Raw genomic sequence first — 20,531 nt, 5'->3', positions numbered from 1 at the left:
CATGGCCATAAACGAACTTGAAGCCCAATCCTTCCACTGGCTGGTGGATATGCTGGAATCCGTTGAGGTTGGCCTTGTGGTGCTGGATTTGGACTTTCGTGTACAAGCCTGGAACGGCTTTATGGAAAACCACAGTGGTATTACTGCCAGCAAAACACGCAATCAGTTGATTTTCGAGCTGTTCCCCGACATTCCGGAAGCCTGGCTGAAACGCAAGGTAGATGCCGTAACATTGCTTAACACCCGCGCCTTCACGTCTTGGGAGCAACGGCCTTACCTGTTCCAGTTTCGCAATACCCGCCCTATTACCGGAACGGAAGATTATATGTTCCAGAACCTCACCATCAGCCCGCTTTCAGGCAGCACCGGGCAGGTGGAGAAGATTTGCATCATGGTGTACGACGTAACCGATATAGCCACCGGCAAACGCGCCCTGGAACAAGCGAATGAGCAGCTGGCCAAACTCAGCATGACCGACCGATTAACCGGGTTGCTGAATCGCGGTACCTGGGAGAACCTGGTGGATGCGGAGTTTGAGCGCTTCCGCCGCTATGGCCAATCAACTTGCCTTGTAATGTTTGATATAGACTTCTTTAAAAAGGTAAACGATGCCCATGGCCACCTGGCTGGGGATGAGGTGATCAAACACACCGCGAGAACAGCGAGAGAATGCCTGCGATCATCCGATAGTATTGGCCGCTATGGTGGTGAAGAGTTTGGCATTATATTGCCAGAAACCGATGCCGAAGGGGCCCGCATTATATGTGAGCGAATTCGGGAGAGTATCGAACAGAGCATTGTGCAAACCAGTGTGGCCCCCATCAGATACACAGTAAGCGTGGGAATCTCGCAATTAAGTGGCAGCCCGGAAAATCACATGACCTGGATGCAGCAGGCAGATGAAGCTCTGTATGCAGCAAAGAAAGGCGGCAGAAACCGGGTTATTGTTTACGAAAACCTTGATTCGCCAGATTAGGGATAACAGTAGAATCATCAATTAGTGCAAACAAAAAGGGGCCGAATGAATAATCATCCGGCCCCTTTTTTATATCTCTGGCTGATCAGTCTTGCTGCCAGCTCTGCACCGCTTCTTTACCGTGCTTTTTACGCCACTCGTTAAGCGTTTTGTGATTGCCGCCACGAGTCTTAACCACTTCACCAGTGTGCGGATTGGTGTAGGTTTTCATGGGGCGCTTGGCACGAGTGCCAGTGCTGCCTTGTGCTTTTTCGGTCGCGATAGAAGGATCAATCGCGGCCAAAATCCGGAGCACATGCTTCGGCGACTTGTCGTACTCTTCCATGAGCTCACGAATGCTGCTTTCAAAGGCCAGTTCGCGCTTCAGAGACTGGTCCTGCTCCAGCTGGTTGATCTCGTTTGCAAGCTGTTCCATTAGCTGCTTTTTCTGATAGTAATCGTTAATCTTTGCCATGGAAATAAAACCTTATAGTTTCTGTGGGCTCCAGAACTTAAACCGCGTCAATTCAAACGCAAGCTTAAGGGCTTGCCAAAATACAGAGGCATAATAAGTCATAGATTTATATATGGCAAAGACTATTCATTTAATAACCGTTAATACATCGCAATATAGATTTGATGTACATTTAATCTGGTATCAAAACACTTGGATAATTCAGGTACTCAAGGCGCTGCTTAAGCACCTGTTTTGCAGATGCATCACCATGCACAATACGAATCTCAGCAGGTTTACCGGGAATACCTTCAATAAAGCGAATCAAATCCGATTGGCCAGCATGTGCTGAGTAACCACCCACTTGGTGAACGCTTGCCCGTATATCAAACCGCTCACCATCCAGCTCCACCCAACCGCCACGGGGGCCATAAGTAAGAATATCCCGCCCGGGTGTGCCCGCTGCCTGATAACCCACAAACAACACATCGTTTCTGGCTTCACCAAGCATAGCCTTCAAGTAATTAACCACCCTGCCCCCAGCACACATACCAGAACCCGCCAGCACTACACAGGGGCGATGGGAGCGGGCAAGATAGTCCACTGCGTTTAAATGATTCTCGTGGGAATTAATCACAGTTAGCTGCTCAAACGAGAGCGGGTGCCGGCCCTGCCGAAGCAGATCAGCCGCCTCTGCATTCCAGAATGGCTTTAACTGACGATAAATACCAGTGAACTCCGCCGCCAGGGGTGAATCCACAACAATTTCCAAATCACTCCAGGCCAGTCCATCAGTTACACAGTCATTTCCAAACTCGTGTATCAGCCCCTCAATTTCGTATAGCAACTCCTGGGTACGGCCAATACTGAACGCTGGAATCAAAACCGTGCCACCATCCGCCAAAGCCCGCTCCAGAATGGCCTTCAAGCGATAACGCCGAGTTTCCCGGCTCTCGTGGTCCTTATCACCGTAGGTGCTTTCAATCACCAGGCGATCTGCCCGCTCAGGTGAGGCAGGTTCCTGCAACAAAGGCGCATGGGGCGCACCCAAGTCACCACTGAATACTATCCGCTCGCGCTCATCACCTGAAACTGCATCACACTCAACATAGGCCGAGCCCAGAATGTGCCCCGCTCGCTGCAATCGTACCGAAAGAGAACAGCCCGATTCTGCAAATACCTCATGCCACTTTCCATAAGGCACAGGCACAAGCCGGGAACGAATCAGCCCGAGCACTCGCTCAATCAACTGCTTGTCTCGGGTGAAGCCGATCTTCAGCGCGTCTTCCAGAATTTCCGGAAGCATGATGGCGGAAGGCTCGGAACAAATAATTGGCCCCTCAAACCCCGCCGCTAATAGATACGGAATACGGCCTACATGATCGATGTGCACATGGGTTACAACCAGGGCACGGATATGCTCAATGGGGAAATCGACGGAGAGATCAGATGCGCTGGCACCCTCGGCTTTCTCTTGCCCCTGAAAGAGACCGCAGTCGATAAGGATACCAGCGGAGGTGTTTTGCTTGGTGCCAAGAGTAAGCTCGTGGCAGGAGCCAGTAACGCCAGAGGTGGCGCCGTGGTGGGTTATATCTATCATGCTCAACAATCCTTGTCGTACATTTTACTGAACAGGCAAACGATGAACCTTTCCGGTGCTCTCCCCATCCAGCGGTCCAATCTGTTTGCCATTGCACCACACCAAATCCGCCACATCGCCATTGGGCGCAAAGCCAGTCGGCGCTTTTTTCAGGGTGTCGACAATCAAACGGCAATCAAAATCCTGGCTGGCACGGGACAATTTATTGAGCACGGCCTCCAGCTCCTCCCAGAGCATGGATACCTCTCGGGCCATCATAATACGAGGGTGTGAAGTGCCCTGAGGGTCGTCGCCAATCAGCAGTTCCTCATAGAGCTTTTCACCGGGGCGCAACCCAGTAAACACAACTTCAATATCACCCTCAGGCTGCTCCGGTGTTTTCTCCATAAGCCCCATCAGGTGAATCATCTTACGAGCCAGATCAGCAATTTTCACCGGCTCACCCATATCCAGCACAAACACCTCGCCCCCACGGCCCATACTGCCCGCCTGCAATACCAATTGGCTGGCCTCCGGAATGGTCATGAAGTAGCGGATAATATCCTTGTGGGTAACCGTAATAGGCCCACCGTCGCGAATCTGATCGCGGAACAGGGGCACCACAGAGCCGGACGACCCCAATACATTCCCAAACCGAACCATGGAGAAAATTGTTTTGCTCTGGCGCTGCGCCAACCCCTGCAGCACCAACTCCGCCATCCGCTTGCTGGCACCCATCACATTCGTTGGGCGAACCGCCTTGTCGGTGGAAATCAGAACAAAACGCTCAACCCCGGTCGCAATTGCAGCCTCTGCTGCATGCAAAGTGCCGAATACGTTGTTCTGAACGCCTTCAATCACATTGTGTTCAACCAAAGGCACATGTTTGTAGGCAGCTGCGTGGTACACAGTTTGAATACCAAAACTGCGCATCACCATCTCGCAACGGCGGCGGTGAACCACACTGCCCAAGAGGGGATGAATCTCAACATCCAGCCCGTCAATACGATTGATAGCCTGCAACTCGCGCTCGATGGCGTACAAGGAGAACTCGGATTGCTCAAACAACACCAAAACCCGAGGGCGATGGTGAATAATCTGGCGGCAAAGCTCGGAGCCAATGGAGCCGCCTGCTCCGGTAACCATTACCGCTTTGCCATATAGGCTAGCCGCTACCTGTGCGTTATCCGGGCGCACTGGGTCCCGGCCCAGCAAGTCTTCAAGCTCCAGATCGCGGATGTCGTTTATTCGGGCCTGACCGGCTACCAGCTCGCTCATGGAGGGAACGGTTTGGACTGGTAGTTTCAATGTTTCCAGCTGGTTAAGAAGTTTGCGGCGATCCACACTTTCATCAGAATCAAGAGCAAGAAGCAGACGATTTACGCCATGGATTTTAATAGCCTTATCCAGACGACTCAAAGGGAATACGGGCAACCCAGCAATCGAAACTTTTTGACTAGCTTGCGACAAACCTATGAATACGACAGGATGATATTCAGTGCCTTGCTGTAACGCTTTAGCAAGTTGAGCCCCGGTTTCCCCCGTGCCCACTATTGCAACCCACTGTTTACCACGGTTCATCGAGTATTGCACAAGCATGCGCACACTCATTCTGCTTCCACCCACAAAAATAAATGCAAGGGCAGCGTAAATTAATGGTACCGAGCGAGGAATAAAGGCATGAAACAAATAACCCGAAACTATCAGTACCAGTGCAGAAAAACCAACGCCCATTATTATTGTCAGCAAAGCTCGATCGCTCATATATCGAATAACAGCGCGATAAAGCCCCAAACGAATGAAACTACCTAAGGTGAGAACAACAGTAAGAGCCATGACCAAAAATTGCTCGTGATCGGGCAACCAACCACTACTCTCTAACCGAAGCGCAAAAGCTGCCCACAAAGCAAAAGAAAGGGCTATCGTATCTACCGCGAGGGAGACCAGGCGCTTATACAGGCGCGGCAAATCAAGGAGCTGTTTAATCATAGCTGCATCCTCACCGAATTAACTATTTCATCCGGCAAGAGCGCAGCTGCCTCTGCATCCAGCACAAAGGTTACATTCTTGTGCTGTTTCAGCGCAGATGCCGGTATAGCTTCATCTATTTTACTATGGAACAAATCCGCCATTATCGCCGCTTTACCGGGCCCCGTGGCCAGAAGCATAACCTCTTTGGCCTCCAGGATATCCTGAATCCCCATGGTCATCGCATGAGTAGGCACTTCCTTGGCATCCGCAAAAAAGCGCCCATTGTCCATCCGTGTTTGCGCAGTTAACTCAATCACATGGGTTCGGCTTGAAAAGCAAGTGTAAGGTTCATTAAAACCAATATGGCCGTTTGAGCCCACGCCCAAAAGCTGAAAATCGAGCCCACCAGCCAATTGAATGGCTTCAGAGTATGCTCGGCAAGCGCGTTCAACATCGTCAGCCATGCCATCCGGCAAATTCAATCTGTCCTCCGGAATGTTCAGCTTGTCAAACAAATGCTGACGCATGTAATAAGAATAACTTTGCACATGCCCCGCATCCAGGCCGATGTATTCATCCAGATTAAACGTCGTTAGCCGTGATAAGCTCACAGGTGTTTTGCGCAGGCTCTCTACCAAGCATGCATAAACCGGCTCCATGGTACTCCCAGTGGCCAACCCCAAACGCACACATGGATTGGATTGAATCTGCGCCGCGAGGTGCTGTGCGGCGTAACGAGACACATCGTTGGGAGTGCTGAAGATTTTGTACATAAATAGTCGATCAATCCTTGGTCGGCACACGATCTCCTGAACCTTTCCCCAACACTGTCATCAGGATGTATTTGAAATAAGAAACCAAGTTGAAATTTTGCTGCATCCTGGCGTCTGTTTCAGCCAGCAGTTTTGGGGTAGACATATCAATTCCACTCACCTGCGCTAAACCGGTAATTCCTGGACGAAGGCCGAGTACACCACGCCGTTCACGCTCTTCAATAAGCTCTTCCTGATTGAAGAGGCAGGGGCGCGGGCCAACCATACTCATATCGCCAATGAGAACATTCCAAAGTTGCGGCAGTTCATCTAACTTGGTTTTTCGCAAAAAACGACCAAACCGGGTAATTTCTGATGCGTTTGCCAAGTGTGTCGCCACAGAGGCCGCTGTTACCTCCATCGTTCTAAACTTTACGAGAGAGAAAGCTCTCTTGTTGCGACCAACTCGCTTTTGAATAAACAGCGGAGAACCAGTGTCAAAAAAACCAATGATTAACAACAAAAGCATTATCGGCAAACTCAACAGCAATCCCATGAAAGAAAGCCCAATGTCTAGCATGCGAATCAGCATTTGCAGGACTCCTTTCCAATCGATTGCAACACCTTCGTCGTTACAGCTTCGCGCTCCCAACCCAACATTTTTGAAGCTTTTGTTGCATCAACTTCAAGGTTTCCAAACAGTTGCTGGAAAAGCGAGTCTTTGCCTATAAGAGTGCAGCCAAGCTGCAGGAAGGAAACGGGCACTTTAAACAAGGCAGGCCTCAGGTCCACACCTTCGCGCAAGCTACGCACTATTTCTTCAGTAGTAACAGGATTCTGGTCGGCTGCCACAAATATCTCGTTCTCGGCTTCAGGTAGTTCAATACACAAAATAATCAGCTTAACCAAACTGTCCAGGGAAACCAGGCTACGTTTATTATTCACATCCCGAAATGGCAAAGGAATGCGTTTTCGACACATCCCCACCAACTTCCCAAAATTGCCGGGTGCATCATGCCCGTATACCAGCGTGGGCCGAATTATTGAAAAGCTTGTTTGTGATCCTGCCAGCTCGCCGATCAAAGTTTTTTCAGACCGGAGCTTAGAAAACGCATAATCTGAATGAGGGCGTTCTGCACTACATTCAGTGATTGGGCTTTCATTTGTTCGATCGCCATGCACACCTATCGAACTAAGGTGGACAAATCTTTGAATGCCATTAGCTGCTGCAGCTTCCGCCAATCGTTTCGTTGGCTCTACATTGCCCTTAACAAAGACATCGGAAATATCGCCCTCGGTAGACTCCTTTCCGTGAGCAATGCCTGCAAGATGTACAATCGCATCGACATCCTTAGTGAGGGAGGTTGCGTCGAACGGCTTTTCCAAATCCTGAACAAGGTACTGAACATCCGTGACCGGGAGCTTTACCGCAGAACGCACAACGCCGGTAACCTGATTACCCCTTGCAACCAGCACTCTGCACAGTTCTTTCCCTATGAAGCCAGACGCACCAGTGACCAGAACCCTTCTTCCAGCCATGGATTAATATATATCCGACGTTTTTAGCAATTCATCAAAATAGGCGATTGTCTTGTTCAATCCCTCGGCAAGCTCCACACTTGGAGCCCAATCCAGCTTTTCGGTAGCCAGCGATATATCCGGCTGCCGCTGCTTTGGGTCATCCTCTGGCAAAGGTTTGAATATTAGCTTTGACGCTGATCCAGTAAGCTCAATCACCTTCTCGGCCAGCTCAAGGATTGTGAACTCATTAGGATTCCCCAAATTCACGGGGCCGGTAAGCTCTTCCGGAGAATTCATAAGGCGCACGAACCCGTCTATCAGATCATCGGAATAGCAGAAACTCCTGGTTTGCTGCCCCTCTCCATAGATCGTAATATCCTCATTCCTAAGGGCCTGAACAACAAAGTTACTCACAACCCGCCCATCATTCGGGTGCATGCGCGGACCGTAAGTATTAAAGATCCTGGCAACCTTGATGGACAGGTTGTGTTGACGGTAGTAGTCGAAAAAGAGCGTTTCAGCGCATCGCTTTCCTTCGTCATAGCACGAGCGTATACCTATAGGGTTTACCTTACCCCAATAGCTCTCCGGCTGAGGATGAACCTCTGGATCACCATAAACCTCACTGGTGGAGGCTTGAAATATACGAGCCCCTAGCCGCTTTGCGAGGCCCAGCATATTAATTGCACCGTGCACGCTGGTCTTGGTTGTCTGAACCGGGTCATGCTGGTAATGCACCGGCGAGGCAGGACAAGCGAGGTTATAAATTTGGTCAACTTCTACATAAAGCGGAAAAGTAACATCGTGTCGCATCACCTCAAAGTAGGGGTTGCTCATAAGGTGCGCGATATTACGTTTTCGGCCAGTAAAAAAATTGTCGACACACAGCACATCATGCCCCTCAGAGAGCAAGCGCTCACACAGGTGGGACCCAAGAAAGCCGGCGCCTCCGGTTACCAGAATTCGCATATCACATCCCTTTCTTCAAAAATCTAAAATACAAACCACCCAACACATGAGTGAGCGTAAACACATATGCGGTCAGAAGTGAGCGCCCTGGAAACTCCCGGTGTACCATCAGCACCTTCTTCATCATCATAACCTTGGAGCCGGAAATCTGCCCTTCACTCTTTCGATAATATAGCAGTGGCGCTTTCAGCTTCAGGCAATAACCAACAGACTGAAGAATACGAAGCCAACAGTGATAGTCCTCTACTGCTTTGTAAGCAGCACTTTCTTCGAAAGGCGCCTTCAACAACAAAGCTTTTGAAATTAATACACTGGATGTTGGAATCTGTGCTCGCACAGACTGTCGCCTATATGAGATCTTCTCACTGGCAACGTTGTTAATCGGAGCGAACTGCAAGCTGAGCTCATCCGAAAAGTCCACCATTGAGCTACAGATAAACACTGAGGACTCATTCCCCGCAGACGCAAGCTGAATTCGGAGTTTTTCCGGGTGCCATATATCGTCAGAATCAAGAAACGCTACAAAGTCAGACCGAGCAGCTCGAACCCCCATATTTCTCGGCCCAGCAGGGCCACCAAAATTCTTATCAAGTGCGATCAAGCGAATGCGCGGGTCATTCTCAGCAAGAGCAATGACCTTGTCACGGGTATCGTCGGTTGAGCAATCATCAACAACAATCAATTCCCAGTCCGATATAGACTGTTTAAGAACTGAGCTAATTGTCGCCTCGATATAGTTACTTGCGTTGTAAGCAGGCATCACTACTGACACCTTGGGTTGGCCACCAGTCATCCGACCCGATCTCCTCTGGCAAATTTCGCCCTGAACCCATCAATCCAATTCAGGCCGGATCTTCTGTTGATTTCAAAAGGTGTTCCTACAGCCTCTGGTGCCTGGTAATCGGCCAGTTTCGACCAATCTGACTTTTCTAAAGCTTGCAGCACTTCATTTTCACTCGTCTCGCTCTCTGAATATTCCGGGTCGTCGGGCGGTATCTGCCCGTTTTCTAACATCCGAATCAATACTTCTCCACTCGCACCCTGAAGGTAACGATACCTGGTCGTTTCAACGGCCTTTACGTAGGGCACAAACTGTGGAAACCGATGAGATCTTAAATAGAGAAAACGCAGGGTTTTCCTGCGTACAAGCTCCGGGTCCAAGTTTAATTCACCGTTACCCGCACGCAATTCCTCTCGGGATCTAAACACATGTACAAACCCGGCTTCCTGATAAGTTGAGGGACCCAAGCAGACAACCTGTTTACCACAGGCTCCAGCTTCAACAGCAGAGCTTCCACCATTCATAACCACGATATCTGCCTGCTGAATCAGATCGTAAGTATTGGCTTTCTCCTCACTGCGGATGCAATGAATCCCACGCAAAGAAGCCCATTCAGTGTACAGGTCCAATGAGCGGTTTCCTTTTACACTGCCAATAGTTTCCGCCCAATTAGGGTGGCAACGCAGCACAACCTGGCCTGACTCTATATTGTATGCTTCGAAGAAATCGTCCAGAGCTTCAGTATTGTCTGCCCACTCCGTACGCCACTCATCGTGGCCAGCAAATTCATTCTTACTACTTGGCAGCACAAGAACACGCTTGCCAGGAGTTTTTAACGGCCAAGGTGCGGGTTCAGGGCTTTTATTGTAAAGCCTCCACTCCAAAGAATTTTTCTGCAAAAACCGGTCGCCGATCAGCTTGCCAGCGTGGGACGCCTGAGAAGCAGTCAGAGGTTTATCATCAAATTCCCTAACCAACTCACCGAGTGCCGCCAACGAGAGACAGTTACCATTTGGGATCAACTGAATCCCATCACCAAACCAGGTTCGCTCATGGGTAATGTATGGCACGCCAAGCTGCTCGCAGGCGTAGGTTAATGCCCGGGGTAAGTCCATTCGGCCATTAAAACAGATCACCCCCTCAATACCCTCGTTGATTATCCAGTCACGAGTGCTTTGATAGACTTGGTTGATCGGGCCGGCTAAACGCTTACGGATGCCCTGTACTTCAGGCTCATCCCACTCGCGCTCAGATTCCGTTCGGGTAAGCGTTGCAGAACTTGAGAGCGCCAACTTATCAAGCTCTGCTTCTGTAAGATTTGCGGACTGTTTGCCAATCGCCGAGACCCCATGGGATCTAAAACTCCTGACACCGCCTACGATGCACTGGGCACACTCTCGGACACGAGAGCGCCCCCTGAGTTCCCGGGTATAACAGGTAGCAACAGCCGAATCACAGGTTAGAAAAACGACTTCATGGCCTTCTTTTTCAAGAAGCTGAGCCATAAACTCAAGATGCTCAACATGTGGTCTGAACGAAAAAAGATTGGCAAGGCCTATCTTCATGGATATCTCTCAGAAATTAGTGCTCTCATCATCGTAAAAACCAATTGTGCGCCCCATAAGAACACCCCTAAACATACCGAAAGCACAAACCCAGGAATATTCGTGGGGAATATCAAAAACGACAAAAACCAGAATGAAATTGCAAACACCAAGGCATAAGCGGCAACATTTATTCGGCCTGATCTGAGGTAGCCTGCCACAACCCCCGTGAGCATCCCGAAAGCAACAGCGAAGCATAGCATACCGGCAAGACCGAAGTCGTTGATCAACGAAGCCGAGGCCGGCACCCAAAACCCTTCGAAGGCAGCGGGGGGTGGCTCCATGCCTAGCCTCTCGAAAAACACGGCGAATAAACCCTGGGGGGTAATCCAGCCAACGCTTATGCCCGATTGCACAATGTCCTCCGTTAACCAAGTACCGTGAGAACCGTAAAGAAGAGTGAGATGAAGATAGTTAGCGAGATCACTCCAGGGCCCTGAATACACACCAAAATCACACTTTAACAGGGTACCGCTGGTTAAATGACCACAAATATTCGTGTAATAAGACAAAGAGCTACCATCGCCAAAAGCGCGGCTACGAAACAAAAAAAACACGGAAAATGCTACAAGTGACACCGCACCTAGCACTAAGAGCTTTGAGTAATTCAAACTTGCTGGCTTGTGCCTTTTCCCAAGAAAACCACGCACAACAACACTGCCAAGGCACACCACTATAGTCAGCAGAATTGCAGTTCTCCCACCCATTACATAGGTAACAGCCACTAACTCAAGCAGTGCCACCCCAATGATCGCCAACCGCACCCTGCTATTCCTTTCCTCCCACATAATAATTGCGCCTATAAGAGGGAAAAGGTAGGAATACAGAAAGAAGTTACCCAAAACACTAAAAGCTGAGCTCTCGTGGCCACCTTGATTGAGTAGCGCTCTGCCTTTTGCAACACCAACCGACAGATAATCGATACCTCGCAAGAAATATCGATCATAAAAAAGCGCAGAAATGGCAAGCGCGCCTAATAACAAAAGCACACTATCCCAGAAGACACCTTCGGGTATTGCAGATTCGGGAGCAGGCTTTTGTTGTGCTGGAAACAACGCAATAACAATGCCGAAACCCAGGGTAAACAAGAGCACCCACAAGTGCATAAGCCCCAAGTAACCCCAAAAATACCTACCAAACACTCCGCCCGCGTAAAAAAAGGCTCCAAGCACTGCAAGCAGTGGTAGCAGCAACCACGCATAACCGGGCCGATATGCCATGTTACTTGCCGGCGCGCCGGTTCATGCCTGCTTTTCCTGGTTGCTAACCAACCTTTCAACTCGCTGAATGAAGCGATAAACCAACACCGCACTCAAAGCGCTCACAAAAGCAAACAAAAACATCAAGGCAAGGCGTGGCACCAACCCTAACCCAACAATCTCATCTTTTCGCTGGGCAACCACCAAAGCCTCAGCGGCTTGCATTCCAGCCAGTTTGCCCTCTAGTGAAATAAGGGTCTCGAAAAAACGTGAGTCGGAAGAACCTGAGTTACTGCTGACATTTCCCGGCGCGTCAACGAGTTCCTTGGCAGCAGCAAGCTGGGCCTCCAGCCGGGCTCTGGCTCTGCGCTCGAAAGACAACTGGCCAGCCAAAATCTTGTCCGCCAGGTTTTTGTGAAGCCATTCAACTTCAGCCACATCATGGGCCGCCCCAATACTCAATATTTGCACATAACCGGTACTGACATTTCTACTACGAAGCTTAACCTCGGGCCATTTGCCCCTATCCTCTTGAAACGCGCGAGTGACCTGCGGCAACCAGTGGTTTTCAATCGAAGCAATAACACCCTCGCCAGATGTTAAAAACGCCCCATCACCACTTTGAGCCAACTTAATGAGAGTGACGTACTGATATTTGGGTGCAGCAACTAACTGAAACCCAATACCCAGTATGAGCACAGTAATAAAAACAGACAGGAATAACTTTCGGCATTTGACTAGAGCCGCTGTTAGCTCTACGAGAAATGGTTCAGGAGATGGCACTTAAACTATCCCTATATTATGTGATATTTTAAATCGCCTCAAACTCAGCGGCATCCAACCACAAGTGAAACACTCAGTTTAACAAACGCCTGATGACGTTTTCTGGGTACGGCTGATCAGATCCACAAGCACTACCAGCAGAGGCTTGAAGCCTAACCGCTTTCTAGGGAGCGGCTTGATTAACGCCTGATTTGTCGCTGAATCGCTTTTCAACTCAAAAAAAACATTCTACCGTCACTCGGGCGTCATTACTCCCTTCATTTGTTTGTTTTTTGCCCGCTTCCCGCCATTTTGGCGGAAAACAGGCACACTGGCCCTACGCCAGTATGTATTTCTCACCCATCAGCAGGTTGTTGAACGCGGCCAGCAAGTGCAGTCGGTTACTGCTTTTAGCCCGGCCACGATAGCGGTCTTTGCTATAGCCAAAAACTTGTTTGAAGTACCGGAATGAATGCTCCACCTTGGCCCGGGCGCTAGCATTGAGGCTTTCAGCTTTCAACTTGCGGTCGTCCAGCGTCTTACGAGAGCCAGGACGCTTAGCAATGAACCAGGGCACGTTTTTACGATCTTTATGCTCATCCCGCTTTTGAATTCCAGGATAACCGGCTTCACCGAACACACGCTGCTCGTCGTCTTGGAGAATGTTGCCAGCCTGCACGATGTCATGGACGTTGGCTGCCGTGGTATCGATTCTGTGGATCAGGGCGAGCGTGTCATCTACACCGATGTGCATCTTCATGCCAAAGTAATACTATTTGCCTTTTCTGGTCTGGTGCATTTCCGGATCGCGCTGGCCGCTCTCATTCTTGGTGGGGCTTGGGGCAGAAATGATCGTGGCATCCACAATGCTGCCTTCACGCAGCATCTGGCCATTTTACTCCAAATGCTTGTTGACTTCCTTGAACGACACCTTGCCAAAATCATGGTGCTCCAAGAAATGCCGGAATTAGAGGATGGTGGTTTCATCCGGCAGGCGGTCCAATTTCAGGCCAGCAAAGTGACGCATGGATTCGATCTCGTACAGGGCGTCTTCCATGGCCGGGTCGCTGAGGCTATAAAACAACTGCATGCAGTGAACTCGCAGCATGGTGGGCAACGGGTAGGGGGGGCCGACCAGTCTGGCCCTTCGGGTAATATCGGGCTACCTTCTTCTCCAACTGCTTCCAGGGAATCAGCTTGTCCGTCCGCTCCAGAAAGATCTCGCGACGAGCTTTGCGCTTCTTGTACTGGCACTCGGCTTCGGATAAGGCGATCTGATCCATGGTGGCAACGAACCCTGTGAGGTTGACGATGACCTTATTATCACTGATTTTGAGACTTAACCAGAACCTCTTTAAAATTAATGTTAGGGGTTAACAGTCCACTACATATATCTTTCCAAAGCATCAAGAATCCTTAAGCTAGCACTCCCATCACCATAAGGATTGTGCGCAAGCGCCATTGCCTGATAAAGCGACTCGTCGGTCAAAAGAGCATCTATACGAGCACAGATTCGTTCCACATCCGTACCTACCAACTCAACAGTACCAGCTGATACCGCTTCGGGACGCTCTGTAGTATCGCGCATCACTAGCACGGGCTTACCAAGGGAAGGAGCTTCCTCCTGAATGCCTCCGGAATCGGTCAAAATGAGATGAGAGCGATTCATCAGATAGACAAACGGCAAGTAATCCAGGGGCTCGATCAAGTGAACGTTGGGGAGTTTATTCAACAGCCTGTTGACCGGTTCCCGCACATTGGGGTTCAGGTGCATCGGGTATACGACATCCACACTGGGATATTGCTGCGCGGTTCGGGCCAAAGCCTCACAAATGCGCTCGAACCCACCACCAAAACTTTCACGCCTATGACCAGTAACCAGTATCATCCTGCGCTCAGGCTTGAGAAATGAAAACTGCACCGCAAGCTCCTGACTCAGCGAACTATCGCCATCGATTCGCGCGACAACCTCTAACAGTGCATCGATAACAGTATTGCCCGTAACTGTTACCTGGTCGCTAGAGACACCTTCTTTTGCCAAATTCTGTGCAGACAGATCTGTGGGTGCAAAATGAATATTAGCCAGAGCGCCAGTCAGCTTCCGGTTGCCTTCTTCAGGCCACGGTGAATATAAATTCCCCGTACGCAGCCCTGCCTCAACATGCCCTACCGGAATCTGCTGAAAGTAGGCGGCCAATGAGGCGGCAAAGGTGGTTGCAGTGTCGCCGTGAACCAAAACGATATCCGGCTTGGCACTAGCCAATACGGACCGCATGCCCTGTAGAATTCCGCTTGTCACATCCGTTAGGTCCTGATTCGGCTTCATGATGTCCAAATCGAAATCCGGGTCCAGCCCAAACAAATCCAACACCTGATCCAGCATCTCCCGATGCTGAGCGGTCACGCAAAGCTGCGCCTCAAAGCGCTCGTCTTGCTGGAGAGCCAAAACCAGCGGAGCCATTTTGATCGCTTCAGGGCGAGTGCCAAATACCGTCATAACTTTCATATTCAAACCCTATTGAAATGCCCCGAGCCCGTCAGACTCGGCCGCTGGCAACAACATCAATTACACAGCCTGCTGGCTTCATGGTGAAATCCAGCTCTCGGAACTGCTTATGAGCAACCAGAATCAAACAAATATCGGCCTTTAGTTTAGCCTCGTTAACGTCCAATAGTTGGCACCCGGCTAGCGCATCAGGTACGGATTTAATATTTGGCTCAACGAGAAACAATTCACCCGTCAGATTTTTTTTGAGCTCGACCGCAATATTCAACGCCGGGCTCTCTCTCAAGTCATCAATATCCGGCTTAAACGCCAGGCCGTAGCATGCAACAGACACATCCCTGGCTGACTTGTCCGGATGCTCCAGAAGATAGGCGCCAACAGCCGTGCGTACTTTATCCACCACCCAACCAGGCTTGCTGTCATTTACTTCCCGAGCAGTGCGAATCAGCCGCGCTTGCTCAGGCGCCTCACTCACGATAAACCAAGGATCCACCGCTATGCAGTGCCCGCCAACTCCGGGGCCGGGTTTTAGAATATTCACTCGTGGGTGCCTGTTGGCCAACTCAATCAGCTCCCAAACATCAATATCAAGCTTGTCACAAATCAGCGATAACTCGTTGGCAAACGCAATATTCACATCCCGGAAGCTGTTCTCGGTAAGCTTCGCCATTTCGGCCGTGCGAGCGGTGGTGCGCACACACTCCCCCTCAACAAACAAACCATAGAGTTCAGCCGCTGCGTCCGAGCATTTTGGTGTCATCCCACCGATAACCCGGTCGTTTGAAACCAGTTCCCGAATAACATGCCCTGGCAGCACCCTCTCAGGACAATGGGCAACCCGGATATCTGACGCCTCGCCTCCTCCTTGCGGGAACACCAGATCAGGACGGGCTTCAGCCAGCCACTCAGCCAACCGCTCAGTAGCACCTACCGGAGAGGTGGACTCAAGAATAACCAGATTCCCTTTTGCCAGGACCGGCGCTATAGCTCTTGCTGCCGCCTCAATGTACTTCAAATCCGGCACGTGTTCTTTACCGTTTTCAGCCTTGAATGGCGTGGGCACCGCAATCAGAAAGGCATCTGCCGCCTCCGGTGTTAATGTTGCCCTTAAATAACCTTCCTTTACGGCAGCGTGGACAATCATGTCCAGATCTGGCTCGACAATGTGGATATCACCGCGGTTGATGGTATCCACAACCTTCGGGCTAACGTCCAGGCCAATCACTTCTCGGCGCCGGGAGGCAATCACCGCTGCCGTGGGTAGACCAATATAACCAAGACCAACCACAGAGATTCGGTTGAACTCCATTTAGGGAGACTCCTTACTAACTAAAGAAAACGTAAAGGGGAAAGACGACAAAAAAAGAAGGGAACACTCAGCCTTTGCGCTTGAGCTTTTCTCGAAGCAGCAACCACGCAAACACGGAGTTGGTAATGAGGTAGCGTTTCCACATACGGCCCGGCTCCTGGAGGACTCGATAAAACCACTCCAGCCCGGAATTTTGCATCCATTCAGGTGCACGCTGAACCTTACCAGCCACCACATCAAAGGTGCCACCCACACCCATCACAAAGCTGACGCCTAGCTGATCACGCCACTTATTGATGAAGTTTTCTTTTTTGGGAGACGTAATGGCCACGAACAGCAATTGCGCGCCGGAAGCGCGAATGCGTTCAACCATCACCTCCTCATCATCCCAGAAATAACCATGATGGTAACCGGCCAGCTTCAAATCGGGATACTGGGTCTGAACACGGCGGGCAGTTTCCGAAACCACTTCTTCCTTGGCCCCAAGTAAAAACACCGAGTACCCCTGCTTCGAACTCATCACCAGCAGCTCATGAAAAAGATCGACGCCGGCAACTCGTTCAGGCACATCATGGCCCAACAGGCGGGCACCTAACACAACGCCCATACCATCAATATTGATGATGTCGCATTCACGAACCGAGGCATCAAGCTCAGGGTCTTTGCGCATATTGACCAACTTGGCAACGTTTACTACCACGTGCTGGGTAAATTGTTCGCTGGTTAAAGCATTATCTATTGCGGTAACGGTCTCGCTCATCGTGCCCACGTCCATAGGGCAGCCCAGCATTTCAATCCTGTGCATTGTCTAACTCAACTCGAAAACGATTGTAGAATGCAAAGGAGCAGTAGGCCCAAGCCTGTGTCCAGCGCATATAATTGATACGATTCGTGAAATGACGGGTTTTCTGGTAGATAAAAAGCCCTGTGGATGGCCTATACATCAGGTCTATCGCCCGCTGCACAACCCTTTCGCACAGTTCCACGTCCGCCGCTGTGCCACCAACTTTCAAGAGCGTAAAAATTGCTTGAGCGAAGCTGTGCATATCCAGCGGATAAACCGAATTATCGTAGTATTTTGCTGTGCCGTCAGTCTCGAAAAAGGTCTCCACATAATACTGGTAACCCTTGGCGATGCATTCATCAAATTCGTTGGTCTGCAGTGCATCACGTAAGATGCACAGTGCTTCCAGGTTATAACCCGTGTGGAAGCCGTCTTTAAACTTATGATGGTGCCTTTCGCCGTAAACCCAGGAACCGTCTTTAACCTGCTCCTGGGCAGACTGGCGGGCAACACGCAGAGCTTGTTCAACTAAAGCCTCATCACCAAGCGTTCTCCCTGCAAAGCCACACCATGCGGCGCCCCACAGACTGGCGTTGTGAACAAACGCTGATTCACCGGGGATATAGGCATAGAAGCTACGACCATCCGCTTCGGTGTACAAATGCCTGGAAATGAATCGCGCTGCATCCAGCGAAACATCGATCAGGGATTGATCCCCCGTTACCTTGCCCAAATCAAACAATGCACGAGCCACGTAGCACGTGGTAATAATGTTTGGCTTGCCCGCAGGCACATAGAAAGCCCGAGCCTGCCAATCAAAATGATAACCCCAGCAACTGTAGCCCCACTCCTGGACATTACTCCGCTCAGCCAACAACCAACCCGAAAGTTCATTGGCCTCAACCAGAAAATGATTCTCACCAGTGCGGTGATAGTCATTAACCAACCCGGAAATAACCAGCGCGATACCTTTGGGATTGCGCTTCTTGGGCACGCCCAGGAAGGGGCGCAAATTGACCGGTGAGCGTTTACCCAACTGCAGCCAAGCTAACCGTATAAAGTTGTTTCGGTACAGCGGCGTAGCCGAGAGGAGCCGGCTGTTTAGCGAATCGAAGGGGTCGAAACCTGCGAAGTCTTGCACGCGCAGATTGTCTAGCAAACGTGAATTGAGCAAAGCGAGTGAATCCATAGTTATGACGGAGGCCTGTTGCCCCCGGATGTCCTTTTGCTCAGTGTGGGGAAAGCACGGAGAGATCGACTTTCATTGGCATGCCGCAAGCCAGCGACTCTACCGCCATAACCGTTGCCAGACTGGTTGCCATCAAGCACTCGTAATCGACACAGGACTCTCCACGCTTCAGGCCATCCAGCCATGCGGCGATCATGACTTTCTGGCCTTTATCCTGCACGCCCAACTTATTGCGCTTGATACCAGTATCGCCAGTGAACAACACAACTTCCTTGAAGTCATGAATCTGCGCGGAACGTCCTCCACCAAAAACTTCAACATACTCCTTTGCCATCGCCTTGGAGCCATCAGCCGTGTACGTAATGTTGGCTGCACTGCCATTCTCGAAGGTGAGCGACAGACAAAGATTATCGTTAAGCAGCGCCGACTTTTCCGCTTTGCTAGTACCAACTGCATAGACAGTCTTGACGTTACTACCAACCAGAGCTGAGGCAAGATCTATGAAATGGCAACCCTCACCTATCATGCGCCCGCCGCCGATTTCCGGATCCTGAATCCAATGGTCACCCGGAATAGGGCCGGCATTGATTCGAATATTCACAACAAGCGGGCTTTTAATACCAGAGAAATGCCCGACCGCCTGTTGGGTAGCCGGCGCAAACCGCCGATTGAACCCGACCATAACCTGAGCTTGACCACATTCTGAATAGGCTTCATGAATGTCGGCCAATTCCGATACAGACATCCCCATCGGCTTTTCTACATACACGTGTTTACGGGCCCGCAGAGCATCCCGGACAGCAACACCGTGGGTGTTATGTCGGGTAGCGATCAGGATTGCATCCGTATCGCACTCCAAGAGATCCTTAAAGCTGCCGGCACAGAAGCCGAAGCCAAATTGCTTGGCAACTCCTTGGGCAGAGCGTCCGCTCGCGGTTACCAAACCACTGAAACTGACTTTTCCGCTGGACTGAAGGGGTGGCAACAGGCTGGCCGTTGCATAATTCCCTGCACCGTAAAAAGAGAGCTTCACCTTCTCTCCTGACACTTTGGCCGGAGTAAGGGCAATTCGCGAAGATTCCGCTGGGTCAAAAGGCTTGGGATCATATTGAAGCAATATTCCGAGGTAAGGCTCGGTCTTATCCCCTTCGATCAGGGCATAGGCTTTTGCTGCGTCGTCCACCGGGAATCGATGAGTAATCAGGCTTTTAATATCAATCTTGTCTTGTGAAACAAGACTGAGGAACGTCTCCATGTTCCGTTGTTCGGTGAAGCGCACGTAGGCTAGGGGGTAGTCATTGCCGTTTTCTTCATAAAAAGGATCATACCTGCCAGGACCATAAGAGCGGGAAATGATGACACTGATCTCTTTCTTGAAATAATCCTCGCGCGGAATATCCATTCGAACCGCACCAACTACCACAACACGCCCCTTCTCTCTGGTAGCAGCACCGCACATTTCTATGATGGTGTTGCTGGAGCTACCAGCACAAACTACCACTCCATCTACCCCATGGCCGCCTGTTACCGATTGGCAAAGCCTAGTCACATCTGCACCCGGCGGCACACCTATCGCACCGAATGATTCAGAGCGCGCTACCAGAGCTGGGTCTAGGTCAGTACCAACTACTTTGCAGCCATTTGCACGAAGCAGCTGAACTGCTATTTGTCCCAACAAGCCAAGACCGACCACCAAAAATGTTTCACCAAGTTCTGGCTGTGAAAGGCGCACGCCCTGCAGCGCGATAGAGCCGACGGTCGTAAACGCCGCCTCGTCGTCAGTAACATTCGCGGGTACTTTAACAGCCAGGTTTTTGGGTACAGCCACAAACTCTGCATGGTTAGCGTAATCTGCGCCGCCACAAGCCACACGATCGCCAGGTTGTATTCCTGCAACCAAGCCACCCGCAGCCACTACTGTACCGACGCAGCTATAGCCAAGAGGCGATGGTGCATCCAGCCGCGAATTCACGGTTTGCAGCGTTTTTCTCAAACCCTCTGCCCTAACCTTACCAACAACTTGTTTTACCAGATCCGGACGAGCTTTAGCTTTCTGCAGTAGGCTCTTTTTGCCCATATCGATCTTGGTTTTCTCTGTCCCAGCACTTATGACCGAAGCGTGGTTTTGAACCAAAACAAACTTGTCGTTTAATGTAGGAATCGGTACCTCATTAACATTTACAACACCGGTGCGAA

Annotated in this window: 17 protein-coding genes and 1 pseudogene; 1 reads left to right on the top strand and 17 read right to left on the bottom strand. The window is 50.5% G+C overall.

Annotated features, from left to right (window positions below):
- The first annotated feature begins 1 nt into the window (after position 1).
- A complete protein-coding gene (locus FFI61_RS02530; RefSeq protein ID WP_200201230.1) occupies positions 2–976 on the top strand; it encodes a GGDEF domain-containing protein in 975 nt (324 codons plus the stop codon).
- A gap of 85 nt (positions 977–1,061) precedes the next feature.
- Here the strand turns inward: FFI61_RS02530 and FFI61_RS02525 are convergent, their stop codons facing one another.
- The 17 genes and pseudogenes from FFI61_RS02525 to FFI61_RS02445 all read right to left on the bottom strand — a co-directional run bounded on the left by FFI61_RS02525 (position 1,062) and on the right by FFI61_RS02445 (position 20,412).
- Positions 1,062–1,430, bottom strand: a complete 369-nt coding sequence (locus FFI61_RS02525; protein ID WP_200201231.1) for a histone-like nucleoid-structuring protein, MvaT/MvaU family — start codon at positions 1,428–1,430, stop codon at positions 1,062–1,064.
- 172 nt (positions 1,431–1,602) lie between these two features.
- Positions 1,603–3,009: an MBL fold metallo-hydrolase RNA specificity domain-containing protein gene (locus tag FFI61_RS02520; protein WP_200369154.1), complete on the bottom strand. Its 1,407-nt coding sequence runs from the start codon at positions 3,007–3,009 to the stop codon at positions 1,603–1,605.
- 24 nt (positions 3,010–3,033) lie between these two features.
- Entirely contained in the window at positions 3,034–4,977 is a 1,944-nt protein-coding gene (locus FFI61_RS02515; RefSeq protein ID WP_200369153.1) for a nucleoside-diphosphate sugar epimerase/dehydratase, read from the bottom strand.
- On the bottom strand, positions 4,974–5,732 hold the full coding sequence (gene nagB / locus FFI61_RS02510) for a glucosamine-6-phosphate deaminase (protein ID WP_200369152.1): 759 nt from the start codon (positions 5,730–5,732) through the stop codon (positions 4,974–4,976). The genes FFI61_RS02515 and nagB overlap by 4 nt, the downstream gene beginning before the upstream one ends.
- Before the next feature lie 10 nt (positions 5,733–5,742).
- On the bottom strand, positions 5,743–6,300 hold the full coding sequence (locus FFI61_RS02505) for a sugar transferase (protein ID WP_227714658.1): 558 nt from the start codon (positions 6,298–6,300) through the stop codon (positions 5,743–5,745).
- Complete coding sequence (locus FFI61_RS02500; protein WP_200369150.1) at positions 6,297–7,250, bottom strand: NAD-dependent epimerase/dehydratase family protein; 954 nt, start codon at positions 7,248–7,250, stop codon at positions 6,297–6,299. The genes FFI61_RS02505 and FFI61_RS02500 overlap by 4 nt, the downstream gene beginning before the upstream one ends.
- Positions 7,251–7,253: 3 nt before the next feature.
- Positions 7,254–8,201, bottom strand: coding sequence for a UDP-glucuronic acid decarboxylase family protein (locus FFI61_RS02495; RefSeq protein WP_200369149.1), 948 nt, complete (start codon positions 8,199–8,201; stop codon positions 7,254–7,256).
- Position 8,202: 1 nt separating this feature from the next.
- A complete protein-coding gene (locus FFI61_RS02490; RefSeq protein WP_200369148.1) occupies positions 8,203–8,994 on the bottom strand; it encodes a glycosyltransferase family 2 protein in 792 nt (263 codons plus the stop codon).
- Positions 8,991–10,052, bottom strand: coding sequence for a capsule biosynthesis protein (locus FFI61_RS02485; RefSeq protein ID WP_227714558.1), 1,062 nt, complete (start codon positions 10,050–10,052; stop codon positions 8,991–8,993). Before FFI61_RS02485 ends, FFI61_RS02490 begins: the two co-directional genes overlap by 4 nt.
- A gap of 491 nt (positions 10,053–10,543) precedes the next feature.
- Positions 10,544–11,806, bottom strand: coding sequence for a hypothetical protein (locus FFI61_RS02480; RefSeq protein WP_200369146.1), 1,263 nt, complete (start codon positions 11,804–11,806; stop codon positions 10,544–10,546).
- A gap of 21 nt (positions 11,807–11,827) precedes the next feature.
- Positions 11,828–12,568, bottom strand: a complete 741-nt coding sequence (locus tag FFI61_RS02475) for a Wzz/FepE/Etk N-terminal domain-containing protein (protein WP_200369145.1) — start codon at positions 12,566–12,568, stop codon at positions 11,828–11,830.
- Positions 12,569–12,884: 316 nt separating this feature from the next.
- Positions 12,885–13,830: pseudogene (locus FFI61_RS02470) on the bottom strand (IS5 family transposase).
- A gap of 101 nt (positions 13,831–13,931) precedes the next feature.
- On the bottom strand, positions 13,932–15,053 hold the full coding sequence (gene wecB, locus FFI61_RS02465; RefSeq protein WP_200369144.1) for a non-hydrolyzing UDP-N-acetylglucosamine 2-epimerase: 1,122 nt from the start codon (positions 15,051–15,053) through the stop codon (positions 13,932–13,934).
- Between the two features lie 31 nt (positions 15,054–15,084).
- Positions 15,085–16,362, bottom strand: a complete 1,278-nt coding sequence (gene wecC / locus FFI61_RS02460) for a UDP-N-acetyl-D-mannosamine dehydrogenase (protein ID WP_200369143.1) — start codon at positions 16,360–16,362, stop codon at positions 15,085–15,087.
- Positions 16,363–16,429: 67 nt separating this feature from the next.
- Positions 16,430–17,167, bottom strand: a complete 738-nt coding sequence (locus FFI61_RS02455; protein WP_200369142.1) for a WecB/TagA/CpsF family glycosyltransferase — start codon at positions 17,165–17,167, stop codon at positions 16,430–16,432.
- Positions 17,154–18,320 carry a hypothetical protein gene (locus FFI61_RS02450; protein WP_227714557.1) on the bottom strand — a complete coding sequence of 389 codons (1,167 nt, stop codon included), beginning with the start codon at positions 18,318–18,320 and terminating at the stop codon, positions 17,154–17,156. Before FFI61_RS02450 ends, FFI61_RS02455 begins: the two co-directional genes overlap by 14 nt.
- A gap of 55 nt (positions 18,321–18,375) precedes the next feature.
- Entirely contained in the window at positions 18,376–20,412 is a 2,037-nt protein-coding gene (locus FFI61_RS02445; RefSeq protein ID WP_200369141.1) for a bi-domain-containing oxidoreductase, read from the bottom strand.
- Between the last annotated feature and the right edge of the window lie 119 nt (positions 20,413–20,531).

The sequence above is a fragment of the Marinobacter sp. DY40_1A1 genome (assembly GCF_016597815.1).
GTDB lineage: Bacteria > Pseudomonadota > Gammaproteobacteria > Pseudomonadales > Oleiphilaceae > Marinobacter > Marinobacter xiaoshiensis.
This window is presented reverse-complemented; position numbering and strand designations above follow the sequence as displayed.

Bases quoted from the DNA above. Each gene is read 5' to 3' on its own strand.
- wecB (WP_200369144.1), bottom strand. From the start codon at position 15,053: ATGAAAGTTATGACGGTATTTGGCACTCGCCCTGAAGCGATCAAAATG.
- FFI61_RS02455 (WP_200369142.1), bottom strand. From the start codon at position 17,167: ATGCACAGGATTGAAATGCTGGGCTGCCCTATGGACGTGGGCACGATG.
- FFI61_RS02495 (WP_200369149.1), bottom strand. From the start codon at position 8,201: ATGCGAATTCTGGTAACCGGAGGCGCCGGCTTTCTTGGGTCCCACCTG.
- FFI61_RS02525 (WP_200201231.1), bottom strand. From the start codon at position 1,430: ATGGCAAAGATTAACGATTACTATCAGAAAAAGCAGCTAATGGAACAG.
- wecC (WP_200369143.1), bottom strand. From the start codon at position 16,362: ATGGAGTTCAACCGAATCTCTGTGGTTGGTCTTGGTTATATTGGTCTA.
- FFI61_RS02480 (WP_200369146.1), bottom strand. From the start codon at position 11,806: ATGGCATATCGGCCCGGTTATGCGTGGTTGCTGCTACCACTGCTTGCA.
- FFI61_RS02530 (WP_200201230.1), top strand. From the start codon at position 2: ATGGCCATAAACGAACTTGAAGCCCAATCCTTCCACTGGCTGGTGGAT.
- FFI61_RS02500 (WP_200369150.1), bottom strand. From the start codon at position 7,250: ATGGCTGGAAGAAGGGTTCTGGTCACTGGTGCGTCTGGCTTCATAGGG.
- nagB (WP_200369152.1), bottom strand. From the start codon at position 5,732: ATGTACAAAATCTTCAGCACTCCCAACGATGTGTCTCGTTACGCCGCA.
- FFI61_RS02520 (WP_200369154.1), bottom strand. From the start codon at position 3,009: ATGATAGATATAACCCACCACGGCGCCACCTCTGGCGTTACTGGCTCC.
- FFI61_RS02515 (WP_200369153.1), bottom strand. From the start codon at position 4,977: ATGATTAAACAGCTCCTTGATTTGCCGCGCCTGTATAAGCGCCTGGTC.
- FFI61_RS02445 (WP_200369141.1), bottom strand. From the start codon at position 20,412: ATGGGCAAAAAGAGCCTACTGCAGAAAGCTAAAGCTCGTCCGGATCTG.
- FFI61_RS02490 (WP_200369148.1), bottom strand. From the start codon at position 8,994: ATGACTGGTGGCCAACCCAAGGTGTCAGTAGTGATGCCTGCTTACAAC.